13 protein-coding genes are annotated in these 13191 nt (G+C 37.6%); all 13 read left to right on the forward strand.

Annotation, left to right across the window (positions count from 1 at the left end):
- Positions 1-226 precede the first annotated feature (226 nt).
- The 13 genes from rpsB (at position 227) to lpxA (ending at position 13176) form a co-directional block, all read left to right on the forward strand.
- Positions 227-958, forward strand: a complete 732-nt coding sequence (gene rpsB / locus V6256_RS00785; protein WP_113817957.1) for a 30S ribosomal protein S2 — start codon at positions 227-229, stop codon at positions 956-958.
- 99 nt (positions 959-1057) lie between these two features.
- Positions 1058-1927, forward strand: a complete 870-nt coding sequence (gene tsf / locus V6256_RS00790; protein ID WP_341596065.1) for a translation elongation factor Ts — start codon at positions 1058-1060, stop codon at positions 1925-1927.
- 197 nt (positions 1928-2124) lie between these two features.
- Complete coding sequence (gene pyrH / locus V6256_RS00795) at positions 2125-2865, forward strand: UMP kinase (RefSeq protein WP_341596066.1); 741 nt, start codon at positions 2125-2127, stop codon at positions 2863-2865.
- 49 nt (positions 2866-2914) lie between these two features.
- On the forward strand, positions 2915-3472 hold the full coding sequence (gene frr / locus V6256_RS00800) for a ribosome recycling factor (protein ID WP_341596068.1): 558 nt from the start codon (positions 2915-2917) through the stop codon (positions 3470-3472).
- Between the two features lie 122 nt (positions 3473-3594).
- The gene (gene uppS, locus V6256_RS00805; protein ID WP_424141039.1) at positions 3595-4281 is read left to right on the forward strand and encodes a polyprenyl diphosphate synthase; all 687 of its coding nucleotides are present in this window, start codon (positions 3595-3597) and stop codon (positions 4279-4281) included.
- A 77-nt stretch (positions 4282-4358) separates the two neighbouring features.
- Positions 4359-5210, forward strand: coding sequence for a phosphatidate cytidylyltransferase (locus V6256_RS00810; RefSeq protein WP_341596070.1), 852 nt, complete (start codon positions 4359-4361; stop codon positions 5208-5210).
- Positions 5211-5213: 3 nt separating this feature from the next.
- Complete coding sequence (ispC, locus tag V6256_RS00815) at positions 5214-6410, forward strand: 1-deoxy-D-xylulose-5-phosphate reductoisomerase (RefSeq protein WP_341596116.1); 1197 nt, start codon at positions 5214-5216, stop codon at positions 6408-6410.
- Positions 6404-7780 carry a sigma E protease regulator RseP gene (gene rseP / locus V6256_RS00820; RefSeq protein WP_341596071.1) on the forward strand — a complete coding sequence of 459 codons (1377 nt, stop codon included), beginning with the start codon at positions 6404-6406 and terminating at the stop codon, positions 7778-7780. Before ispC ends, rseP begins: the two co-directional genes overlap by 7 nt.
- A 110-nt stretch (positions 7781-7890) precedes the next feature.
- Positions 7891-10311, forward strand: coding sequence for an outer membrane protein assembly factor BamA (gene bamA, locus V6256_RS00825; protein WP_341596072.1), 2421 nt, complete (start codon positions 7891-7893; stop codon positions 10309-10311).
- Positions 10312-10385: 74 nt separating this feature from the next.
- The gene (locus V6256_RS00830; protein WP_341596074.1) at positions 10386-10892 is read left to right on the forward strand and encodes an OmpH/Skp family outer membrane protein; all 507 of its coding nucleotides are present in this window, start codon (positions 10386-10388) and stop codon (positions 10890-10892) included.
- Positions 10893-10900: 8 nt separating this feature from the next.
- Entirely contained in the window at positions 10901-11923 is a 1023-nt protein-coding gene (gene lpxD / locus V6256_RS00835) for a UDP-3-O-(3-hydroxymyristoyl)glucosamine N-acyltransferase (RefSeq protein WP_341596075.1), read from the forward strand.
- A gap of 12 nt (positions 11924-11935) precedes the next feature.
- The gene (fabZ, locus tag V6256_RS00840; protein ID WP_341596076.1) at positions 11936-12388 is read left to right on the forward strand and encodes a 3-hydroxyacyl-ACP dehydratase FabZ; all 453 of its coding nucleotides are present in this window, start codon (positions 11936-11938) and stop codon (positions 12386-12388) included.
- Positions 12388-13176: an acyl-ACP--UDP-N-acetylglucosamine O-acyltransferase gene (gene lpxA / locus V6256_RS00845; protein ID WP_341596077.1), complete on the forward strand. Its 789-nt coding sequence runs from the start codon at positions 12388-12390 to the stop codon at positions 13174-13176. The genes fabZ and lpxA overlap by 1 nt, the downstream gene beginning before the upstream one ends.
- Positions 13177-13191 lie beyond the last annotated feature (15 nt).

The following is a 13191-nucleotide window of genomic DNA, read 5'->3' on the forward strand; positions in this document are numbered from 1 at the left end:
CTGTGCTATAAAGCGCACCGAGTCTGATAGATTATTTTTTTAGTCACTTTCTCGAATAACCAATATAATTCATTCAATGCAATTTAATGCGTTGAATATTAAGGATTATTACTTAAATAACACACACGCATCGACACGTCACTCGGGGTGCCTACTTCAGTTTATGAAGAATATGGTCGAGTGTATGGGATGTGTGGAGGCCTAACCCCTTAAAGAGGAAATTCAAATGGCAACAGTATCAATGCGCGATATGCTACAAGCAGGCGTTCACTTCGGTCACCAAACTCGTTACTGGAACCCAAAAATGAAACCATTCATTTTTGGTGCTCGTAATAAAGTTCATATCATCAACCTTGAAAAAACAGTTCCTATGTTTAACCAAGCGCTTAACTTCTTAGAAGCTAAAGCTGCTAAAAAAGGTAAAATCCTTTTTGTTGGTACTAAACGTGCAGCTTCAGAAGCTGTTAAAGAAGCTGCTATCTCATGTGACCAATTTTACGTTGATCACCGCTGGTTAGGTGGTATGTTGACTAACTGGAAAACAGTTCGTCAATCGATCAAACGTTTGAAAGATCTTGAAACTCAAAGCCAAGACGGTACTTTTGACAAGTTAACTAAGAAAGAAGCGCTTATGCGTACTCGTGAATTAGAAAAACTTGAAAAAACACTTGGTGGTATCAAAAACATGGGTGGTATCCCAGATGCAATCTTCGTAATCGATGCAGATCACGAGCACATTGCAATTAAAGAAGCGAATAACCTAGGTATTCCAGTTATCGCTGTTGTAGATACTAACTCTTGCCCAGATAACATCGATTACATCGTTCCTGGTAATGATGATGCTATCCGTGCAGTTAAGCTTTACTTAAGTGCAGCTGCTGAAGCTGTTAAAGAAGGCCGTACTGCAGAAGTAGTAGTCGCTGAAGGTTTTGTTGAAGAAGAATCAGCTGAGAAATAAGCTCTTCTTTAAATAGAAGCTCTTATTAACCAATATTTGGTTGGTTATCAGGGGTCTATATGGCCCCTTTTTTATAGAAATAATATAGGAATTCAAACGATGGCTATTACAGCTAAGCAAGTTAAAGAACTTCGTGACCGCACAGCTGCGGGTATGATGGATTGTAAAAAAGCATTAGTTGAGGCAGATGGCGACATCGACCTTGCAATTGAAAACATGCGTAAATCAGGTGCAATTAAAGCAGCTAAAAAAGCAGGCCGTATTGCTGCTGAAGGTGCTATCTTTGCTAAAACAGACGGTACTACAGCATTAATCATCGAAGTTAACTGTGAAACAGACTTCGTTGCAATGGATAAAAGCTTCTTAGCATTTGCTGAAAAAGCTGCTGATATCGCTCTTGCAAACAAAGTTGACTCTGTTGAAGCACTAAACGCACTTGCATACGACGACATCACTGTTGATGAAGCTCGTGAGCTTTTAGTTGCTAAAATTGGTGAAAACATCTCTGTACGTCGTTTACAAATCGTTGAAGGTGAAAACCTTGGCGCTTACGTACACAGCCGTAAAATCGGTGTTATCTCTGTGCTAACTGGCGGTGACGCTGAACTAGCTAAAGATATCGCAATGCACGTTGCTGCTGCATCTCCACAGTTTGTTAAACCTGAAGATGTACCTGCAGACGTAGTTGCTAAAGAAAAAGAAATTCAATTACAAATCGCTATCGACAGTGGTAAACCTGCTGAAATCGCAGAGAAGATGGTAAGTGGTCGTATGGCTAAGTTTACTGGTGAAGTAAGCTTAACTGGTCAGTCGTTCATTAAAGACCCATCAATCTCTGTTGCTAAACTTCTTAAAGGTGCAAATGCAGACGTTGTCTCTTTTGTTCGTTTAGAAGTAGGCGAAGGTATTGAGAAAAAAGTAGAAGATTTTGCTGCTGAAGTTGCTGCTACAATGGCTGCTTCTAAGTAATTTCTTTAAAACAATAAGTTATGGTTTTATACACTAACATATTGTAATCAAAGAACCGCGGCCGAGCTGCGGTTCTTTTGTATTCAAAAGTAACATAATTTGTTGCTTTTATAAGCTAGTTAAAGACTTATTTTTTAAAAGTACTTATTATAATTTTTTTAAAAAATCGGTATTATTTCAACTAAAGGAATGAAATTATGAGCACTAATCCTAAATCTGCTTATCGTCGTATTTTATTAAAATTGAGTGGTGAAGCACTTGTTGGTGAAGAAGGGTTTGGTATAGATCCTAAAGTATTGGATCGTATGGCACTTGAGATTAAATCTTTGATTGAGTCAGGTGTTCAGGTTGGTTTAGTTATTGGTGGTGGTAATATCTTCCGTGGTGCAGGTCTAGCTGAAGCGGGTATGAACCGTGTTGTTGGTGACCACATGGGCATGTTAGCAACGGTAATGAATGGTTTAGCGATGCGTGATGCATTACATCGTTCACATGTAAATTCTCGTTTAATGTCAGCTATCCCATTAAATGGTGTGTGTGATGATTATAACTGGGCTGAAGCAATTAAATATTTAAAACTAGGCACAGTGGTTATTTTCTCTGCTGGCACTGGTAACCCATTCTTTACAACTGATTCTGCTGCTTGTTTACGTGGTATTGAAATCGAAGCTGATGCCGTATTAAAAGGCACTAAAGTAGATGGTGTTTACGATGCGGACCCTGTTAAAAACCCTGAAGCTAAGCTATACAGTGTATTAGATTACCAAACTGTACTAGAGAAAGAATTACAAGTAATGGATTTAGCTGCATTTACATTAGCACGTGACCACAGCCTACCTATTCGTGTATTTAACATGAATAAACCTGGTGCATTAAGCCGTGTTGTTCTAGGTGGTGATGAAGGTACAACGATTACTCACACAGAAGAAAATATTTAACTATCAAGTAAATAGCCTTGGTATAGACTCAATAAGTTAGGATAAAGATATGATTAATGAAATCAAAGATGATGCTCAAACACGTATGAACAAAAGCATCGAATCATTTAAAAGCCAATTAGCAAAAGTGCGTACAGGTCGTGCACACCCAAGCCTTTTAGACGGTATTATGGTACCTTATTACGGTTCAAATACACCATTACGTCAAGTAGGTAATGTATCAACTGAAGATGCACGTACACTAACAATTACTGTATTTGATGCAACACTAATTGCAGCTGTAGAAAAAGCGATTATGGGATCTAACCTAGGTTTAAACCCTATGTCGGCAGGAACGGTTATCCGTATCCCTTTACCACCATTAACTGAAGAACGTCGTAAAGACCTTATTAAAGTGGTTCGTGGCGAAGCTGAAAATACACGTATTGCGGTACGTAATATTCGTCGTGATGCAAATGGTGACTTTAAAGATCTTGAAAAAGAAAAAGAGATTAGTGAAGATCAACAGCGTCAAGGTGAAGAGTTAGTACAAAAAGTAACAAACGAAAGCATCAAGAAAATTGATGAAGTACTAGCTGTGAAAGAAGCTGAACTGTTAGAAGTTTAAGTATTTAGTGATAAAAATAATGCACCTTTTTAATTTTTAATAAGGTGCATTTTATTTTGTAAAGGTAGATTGTGAATTCTGAAACGTGTACGAATAAGTTACCTCAACACGTTGCTATCATTATGGATGGCAATGGTCGTTGGTCAGAGCAAAAAGGTAAACACCGTGTGTTTGGTCATAAACATGGCGTAAAAGCATTACGCCGCACGATCAGTTTTGCTGCAGAACAAAAAATTAATGCCTTAACTATTTTTGCTTTTAGCAGTGAGAATTGGAAACGACCTAAGCAAGAAGTAAATATGTTAATGGAATTGTTTTTCACAGTGTTAGGCAGCGAAGTTAAAAAGCTAAATCAAAATAATATTAAATTAAATATTATCGGTGATGTATCTGGCTTTAGTAATAATCTACAAAAAAAAATTATGGTTGCGCAACAACTAACAGAGAATAATACGGGTTTAGTATTAAGTGTTGCTGCTAATTATGGTGGTCGTTGGGATATTACTAACGCAACAAAACTTATAGCACAGCAAGTAAAGGATGGTGAGTTAAATATTGACGACATCAGCGAAGCGACAATTACTCAATCCTTATCTTTGTATGATTTACCAGATGTTGATTTTATGATTAGAACGGGTGGTGATCATCGTATTAGTAATTTTTTATTATGGCAGTTATCTTATGCCGAGTTGTATTTTACTAATACATTGTGGCCTGACTTTGATGCTGAAGACTTTCAATTAGCATTAGATGTCTTTTCAGGCAAAGAGCGTCGTTTTGGACAAACTAGTGCACAAGTCAGCGGTTAACATTTACCTGCCTTTTGCCTATAAATAATTTTCAGTCTAAAGATCTCTTTAGCATTAAATAATAACGGGAACCTTCTGTGAAGCAACGAATTATTACTGCGCTGGTATTAGCGCCATTAGCTATTGCAGCTATTTTCTTTCTGCCTCTGCAGTTGTTTACGCTGTTTAGTGCAGCTTTATTTTTACTTGCTGCAAAAGAGTGGGCAGGTTTTGTTAATAAAACACCTTCCAATGCTATTCTTTATATATTTGGCTTAATACTAGGTCTCACCTTGATTGCCATGCCTGTTAGCGATATTTGGCAGAATGGTGCATTAAATTCATCCCTGTCCTTAGCATTGAGTAGTGCCGGTGCTTGGTGGTGTGTCGCTCTGTTGTTAGTACTTCGTTATCCAACTTCTGCCGCTTTATGGTCTTCTAATAAACTACTTAAAAGTATATTTGGTCTATTAACATTGTTACCTTTTTTCTGGAGTTTAATTGTTTTACGTTCAGTTGATATGAGTGAACATTTTTACTATGGTGCTCAGCTGGTTATGTATGTTTTCTTATTAGTTTGGGCTGCTGATACAGGGGCTTATTTTGTAGGTAAAAAGTTTGGTAAAACTAAATTGGCACCTAACGTTAGCCCGGGTAAGACAATTGAGGGCTTTGCCGGTGGTGTTGTAAGTTCACTTATTGTCGCTTTTTTTGCTGCTCAATATTTCGCTATTTCTGACGATAATCTCTTCGCTTTTTTTGTTATCTCAATCATCACAACGTTAGTGTCTGCGTTAGGCGACTTAACTGAAAGTATCTTTAAACGCGAAGCAGGTTTAAAAGATAGTGGGAAGTTATTGCCAGGTCATGGTGGGATACTTGACCGTATCGATAGTTTAACGGCAGCAACGCCTATTTTTGCTCTTTTTTATATCCATTGGTTAATGTAAATGATCAAGAATCTCGCCGTTTTAGGTGCTACGGGCTCTATTGGTGACAGCACCTTGAGTGTGTGCCGTCAAAACCCTGCTTTATATAAAGTTCAATTCTTATATGCAGCGACTAATGTCGACAAAATGTTAGCACTTTGCTTGGAGTTTCAGCCTCGTTATGTTGCTTTATCAAACACTGACAGTGCATTGCAACTTAAGGCTTTAATTAAAGAGCATAGCTTGCTTTGTGAGGTCTTGCCGGAAGAGCAGGTGCTGGCTTTATTAGGTAGCCCTGAGATAGATTCTGTTATGGCTGCTATTGTCGGTGCAGCAGGCTTAAAAACCACCTTAGCGGCGGTTAATGCAGGCAAGGAAATCTTTTTAGCTAATAAAGAATCCTTGGTGATGTCCGGCGCTCTGTTTATTGATGCAGTTAAAAAATCGGGCGCAAAACTATGGCCAGTGGACAGTGAACATAACGCTATTTTTCAATCTATGTCTCCTACATTACAAAATGATATTGGTCATTGTGACTTAGCTACTGAAGGCGTTTCTAAAATATTATTAACAGGATCTGGTGGCCCATTTTTAGAAAAACCTTTAAATGAGTTTGACTCTATTACCCCACAGTTGGCAATTAAACATCCTAACTGGTCAATGGGTCCTAAAATATCTATCGACTCAGCTACTATGATGAACAAAGGGCTTGAATATATTGAAGCTCGTTGGTTATTCAATGCTAAGAAAGAACAATTACAGGTCATTATTCATCCCCAGTCAATTATTCATTCGATGGTCCAGTACAAAGATGGTAGTGTCATTTCTCAAATGGGAAATCCTGATATGCGTGTGCCTATTGCACATGTAATGGGTGGAGGGCATCGTATTAATAGTGGTGTCGCTGGTTTTGACTTTTTTGACAGTGAAAACTTTCGATTTATTAAACCTGATTATACCCGTTACCCTTGTTTAAAATTAGCGATTGAAGCTTGTTACGAAGGGCAGCATGCGACAACAGTGTTAAATGCTGCCAATGAAATTGCCGTTCAAGCTTTTTTAGAGCAAAAAATTCGTTTTACCGATATTCCTGACGTTGTCGATAACACACTGAATAAAGTAAGCTGTCAGGCTGTTTCGACAATTGATGAGCTATTGATGATAGATAAAATGGCAAGAGAGTCAGCTGAGGTATTAATTCATAGAGGTGTTAATTGTTAAGTTTTTTATGGAATACCGCTTCATTCATCGTTGCTTTAAGTATTTTAGTTGCCATTCATGAGTATGGTCATTTTTGGGTTGCTCGCCGTTGTGGTGTGAAAGTACACCGTTTTTCTATTGGCTTCGGTAAAGTGTTATTCAAAAAAACAGATAAACAAGGGACGGAGTTTGCTATCGCTGCGATACCTCTTGGTGGTTACGTGAAAATGCTCGATGGTCGCGTAGAAGAGGTTCCTGATGAACTAACTGAGTATGCCTTTGATAAGAAGACAGTTTGGCAGCGAATGGCGATTGTTGCGGCGGGGCCTATTGCTAACTTTCTATTGGCTATATTAGCTTTCTTCTTTATGTATAGCATTGGAGTGAATAGCGCAAAGCCGATAATTAGTGGTATACAAGATAACTCACCTGCAAGTGCGATGATGGTGTCTAGACCGTTTCAAATCACAGCAGTAAATGGGCAAAGTGTTAATGACTGGGAAGCTTTAAATCTATCTTTAGTTGGGCAGATAGGTGAAGACAGTGTCACACTCGATATTATTCCATTAACGATAGATGATTCAACAATCACTAATGAACCAACTCAAACTTACAAGGTCTCATTAAAAAATTGGCAGTTTGAACCTAAAAAAGAATCCATTATTAGCAGCTTAGGTTTTATTCCCTATTCTCCTGAAGTGCACTTAGTTGCAGACTCAATTTCTGAAGGAGGCGCAGCGCAACGTAGCGGTTTAATGAAAGGCGATAAACTAGTTTCAATTGATGGTGTGGCGCTATCTAGTTGGACGCAATTTGTCACCTCAGTTCAAGGTAGTGCAAATCAAACGCTTAATTTAACAATTGAAAGATCAGGTCAAATAAAGTCAATAGATTTACAGCCTGATGCGAGAGAATTAGATAATGGTCAGTTACAAGGGGTTATTGGATTAGCACCACAGGTTGATACTTACCCTGAGCAGTTTCGGGTTAATTTACAATATGGTGTAGTCGATGCCATTATCAAAGGGGTAGATAAAACATGGCAACTAACAACATTAACATTTGATACGTTAATAAAGTTAGTTACGGGTGATTTATCTGTTAAGAATTTAAGCGGCCCTGTAGGGATTGCTAAAGGTGCAGGAATGAGCGCTGATTATGGTCTGGCTTATTTTTTAGGTTTTATTGCTTTAATTAGTGTAAATTTAGGCATCATGAATTTAATTCCTCTACCTGTATTAGATGGAGGGCATTTAATGTATTACTCTATTGAAGCTGTTACAGGGAAACCTGTTTCAGAAAGGATACAAGAAATTGGCTTTAAAATAGGGGCAGCAATTTTGTTTGCGTTTATGTCCATTGCAATACTGAATGATTTCAATTTATTGTAAAATTGTTACTGCATTGTATTGCTTTAATTTGATAATGTTACTCTTTAATTGATCGTGAGTTTGTTAAAACTGTTTTGTGCACTGAAGCGCAGTAAAGGATTTTATAAATAATGTTTAAGAAATATTTATTGGCAATGGCATTGAGCGTGGTAAGTGGGTTCTCTCATTTTGCGTTTGCTGAAAAATTTACTGTATCTGATTTACAGTTTGAAGGATTGCAGCGTGTTACTTTAGGGGCAGCTTTATTAAGCTTGCCAATACGTGAGGGCGATGTTGTTGATGATTATGATTTATCACAAGCAATCAAAAAACTGTATAGCAGTAGTCACTTTGAATCTATTCAATTATTCAGAGACGATTCAGTGCTTATTTTTAAAGTTAAAGAAAGACCGACGATCAGTGCTATCGAATTATCGGGTAATGATAAGTTAAGTGAAGAACAGATACTTGACTCTTTAAAGACATCTTCAATTCAAGTCGGTGATGCTTTAGATAGAACTGTATTAACCAGCATTGAAAAAAGCTTAGAAGATTTTTATCACAGTATCGGTAAATATAGCGCGCAAGTTGAAACGATTGTGACTGCTTTACCGCGAAACCGTGTTTCTTTGCAGTTTGTTTTTCGTGAAGGCTTAACGGCTAAAATCGAAGAAATAAATATCGTTGGTAATACCGTTTATTCAGACACCGATTTACTTAAGCGTTTAACATTAAGTGATTCTGCTGGTTGGTGGGACTTATTTGCTGATGATAACTATCAAAAGCAAGCTTTAGCTGGTGATTTAGAGGTGATTAAAAGTTATTACTTAGATCGCGGTTATATTCGTTTTAATATTGATGAAACACAAGTTGCTTTACGACCTAACAAAAAAGGCGTTTATGTCACAGTAAATGTTGATGAAGGTGAGGTTTACAAAGTGTCAGATGTGACTTTCATCGGAGACCTGTTGGGTTATGATGAAGATGTTAAAAGCTTAGTATCATTTGAAGATGGCGATGTTTATGCAGCGTCTGACGTTGCAGCTTCAGAGCAAAGTATTCGTAAATACTTTGGTCGTTTAGGTTATGCCTTCCCTGAAATTAATACTTACCCTGAAATTGACGACGAAACAAACACAGTGGTGGTTAACTTCTCTGTTGACCCTGGCCAACGCGGTTATGTTCGTTATATCAATATTTCTGGCAACACTAATACCAAAGATGTGGTTATCCGACGTGAGTTACGTCAAATGGAAGGGGGATGGTTATCAAGTGAAGCTATCGAACTTTCTCGTGCTCGTTTAAACCGTTTAGGGTTCTTTTCTAAAGTTGATATTAATACAGACCGTATTAGTAATGATTTAGTTGATTTAAATGTTAAAGTTGAAGAGCAAGCCTCTGGTAGCTTTAATGCTGGTGTGGGCTTCGGTACTGAATCCGGTGTGAGCTTAAGTGGTGGTATTCAACAAAATAACTTTTTGGGAACGGGTGATAAAGTTTCTTTCCAGACTAAGTTAAATGATTACAGCCTAAGTGCAGATATTAGCTACGATACTCCTTATTTAACCAAAGATGGTGTAAGCGGTGGCGCTCGAATTTATTATGATAAATTTGAAGCAGCAGACGCGAACATTGTCGACTATACCAATACTACTTACGGTATTCGCTTTAGTGCTGGATTCCCTGTTAATGAAATTAATCGCTTAGGTCTTAGTGTTGGTTGGGAGAATAATGGCATTTCTCAATTGAATGGTTATGAGCAACTTAATAACTTTTGGGATATTTATGGTTCGATGCAAGATGCTGATGGCGGAGCTAACTTTAGAAACTTCGATCTTACTGCTACATGGAGTCGAAATAACCTAGATAAAGGTCAGCTTGCTACTCAGGGTATGTCTCATACTTTACGCGGTAAAGTCACTATTCCTGGTTCTGATTTACAGTTCTTTAAATTGAACTTTGATATTCGTAATTACCAACGTATTACCGATGACGGCGATTGGACAACCTTGTTACGTGGTAGTTTAGGTTATGGTAATGGTTATGGTCAATTTGAAGGTAATGACACGATTTTACCTTTCTTTGAAAACTATTATGTTGGTGGTTACCGTACTCTGCGTGGTTTCTCTAATAATACGGTTGGCCCTAGAGCACTGTATACAGGTACAAATAGCGGTAATACTAGCTCTGTTTATACCAACAGTGCTGTTGGTGGTAATGCAAAATATACAATGAGTGCGGAACTTATTTTCCCTGTGCCGTTCTTAGATGAAGCATATTCACGTCAAGTACGTAGTAGTTTGTTCGTTGATGCGGGTGAAGCTTGGGATACAGAGTTTGATAATGAGCTTTATTCACAGTTTACCTGTTCATACAACTGTGATTATGCTGGTGACTATTCTAAACCAGGGCGTATTCGTGCCTCTCTTGGTACGCAATTAACGTGGGTGTCTCCGCTTGGGCCATTAGTATTTACGTTAGCGGTTCCGCTAAAGAAATACGCTGGAGACCAAACGGAAGTGTTCTCATTTAATATCGGGGATACATTTTAGGATTGTTTAGTATTTGCATTATGTTTAAATATAATGTGCTATTTGTTAATTTTATTATTTTACGGAGTTATTTCATGAAAATCTTTTTAAAAGTTATTACTTTAGCTGTTGCTGTTGCAACTTTCTCAACGGTGCAAGCTGCAGAACAAAAAATTGGAGTGGTATTCCCATCTAAAGTAATAGAGGCTTCTCCACAACGTGCACGTACTGATAAAACGTTAGAAAGAGAATTTAAAGGGCGTTATGAGAAGCTTCAAGCCCAAGAAAAACAGATTACTAAGTTACAAGAAAAAATGAAAAAAGACGGTGAACTGTTAAGTAAACAAAAATTAACAGATATGCAGCGTGATCTTGCGGGTAAAGTATCTGATTACAAATTAAAGCGTAGAGCGTTTGAAGAAGATCAACAACGTCGTACTAGAGAAGAGCAACAAAAAATATTAACTTCAGTACGTGATGCAATCGCTTCTGTTGCTAAAAAAGGTAATTACGACATCGTCTTAAATGGTGAGCAAATTGTATTCTCTAAACCTGCTTTAGATATTTCAGATTCAGTGATTAAAGTGATCAGCAAGAAGTAGGTTTTAATATGGTTTATTCATTAGCAAGTTTAGCAAGCCAGTTATCAGCTGAGTTAAGTGGTGACGAAACATTACAAATAAATGCTTTAGCGACTTTTGAAGATGCAAAAGCGGGTGATATCACCTTTGTATCGGATAAAAAACTGTTATCTCGTTTAGCTGAATGTAAAGCAAGCGCGATTGTATTACCTACGGCATTAAAAGAAACATACCCTGGTAACGCACTATTTATGGAAAACCCATATGTAGGTTATGCATTATTAGCAAAAATCTTTGATATTACGCCTAATTTAGAGGTGAGTATTGCAGATTCAGCGAGCATTCATGCGTCTGCAAAAATTGGTAGTAATGTCGCTATTGCGGAAAACGTGGTGATAGGAAAAAATGTCGTTATCGGTGATAACTGTCAAATTTTTGCTAATACCGTTATTATGCAAGATGTTAAACTAGGAAGTGGTTGCAAAATTTACCCAAATGTTTCCATTTACCATGCTAGTGAAATTGGCAATGACGTCATTATTCATTCCAATACAACGATTGGTTCAGACGGTTTTGGTAATGCTCCTTACCAAGGGAAATGGGTTAAAATTCCACAAATTGGTAAAGTGATTATTGGTAATGGTAGTGAAGTTGGATCGGGCACTTCTATCGACAGAGGTGCGTTATCCGATACTATTATTGGCTGTGGTGTGAAAATAGATAACCAATGTCAAATTGCACATAATGTTGTTATTGGTGATAATACAGCATTCGCAGGTGCGGCAAGTGTTGCTGGCAGTACTACAATTGGTAAGAACTGTATTATTGGTGGTAGTGTAGCAATGAATGGCCACATTAGTTTAGCTGATAATGTTGTTATCACTGGTAATTCAATGGTTGTAAAAAGTATCAAAGAAGCTGGTGTATATTCCTCTGGGGTGCCTGCGCAAGATAATAAAACATGGCGTAGAAATACTGCTTATACATTAAAAATAGAAGATTTGTTTAAGCGAGTAAAGCAGCTCGAAAAGCAACTTCAAGATAAAAAATAAAGGAATCATACAGTGCCTAGTGAACTAAGCAGTTTGAATATTAAGGAGATCATGGATCTTCTACCACATCGTTACCCGTTTTTATTACTTGATCGTGTTATCGATCATGCACCTGGTGACTTCTTAAAGGGCTATAAAAATGTTTCTTTTAATGAGCCACAATTTACAGGTCACTTTCCTGGCACGCCTGTTTTTCCAGGTGTCTTAATATTAGAAGCCTTAGCACAAGCAACAGGTGTATTAGCCTTTACAAAACACGGTAAACCTGCTGAAAATGAACTCTATTTCTTTGCCTCTATTGATAAAGTAAAGTTCCGTAAGCCTGTTGTACCTGGTGATAGATTAGACCTTGAGGTTAAATGTTTAAGTGAGAAACGTGGCATGGGTAAATTTCAATGCTACGCTAAAGTTGATGAACAAGTTGTTTGTCAAGCCGAAATTATGTGTGCAAGAAGAGAGATCTAATGATTGATTCTACGGCAAAAATTCATCCAACTGCGATAGTGCATGAAAATGCAATTATTGGTAAAAACGTAGAGGTAGGTCCTTATACCATCATTGGCGATAACGTTGAAATTGGTGATGATTGCTGGATAGCGCCGCATGTTGTTATTAAAGGTTCTACTAAAATGGGCAAAGGTAATAAAATTTACCAGTTTGCTTCAGTAGGCGAAGACTGCCAAGATCTAAAATACAATGGTGAAACAACCTATTTAGAAATTGGTGATAATAATGTATTCCGTGAAAGTTGCACAATTCATCGTGGAACGGCGCAAGATGAAAGTCTGACAAAGATAGGTAATAATTGCCTATTGATGGCCTACGTTCATGTCGCTCATGATTGTATGCTAGGTGATAATATTATCCTATCAAACAATGCGACATTGGCGGGTCACAGTAAACTTGCTAATAATGTTATTATCGGTGGCTTGACTGCGCTGCATCAATTTACTCGTGTCGGTGAATATGCAATGATCGGTGGTTGTTCTGCTGTGAATAAGGATATTCCTCCTTACTTCATGGCATCGGGGAACTATGTGCAAGCGCAGGGAATTAACTCTGTTGGCTTAAAAAGACATGGTTTTAGTAGTGCAACAATAATGCATATTAAACGTGCTTATAAATCACTATGCCGCCAAGGTAAAACATTGACTGAAGCAAAAGCTGATATTGCGGAAAATGTTGATGAGTGCCCAGAATTAAAAACATTATTAGATTTCATCTCTGATGAAAATCGGGGTATTGTTCGTTAAGCCATTTTGTTTTTT

The organism is Psychromonas aquatilis, from assembly GCF_038155185.1.
Lineage (GTDB): Bacteria > Pseudomonadota > Gammaproteobacteria > Enterobacterales > Psychromonadaceae > Psychromonas > Psychromonas aquatilis.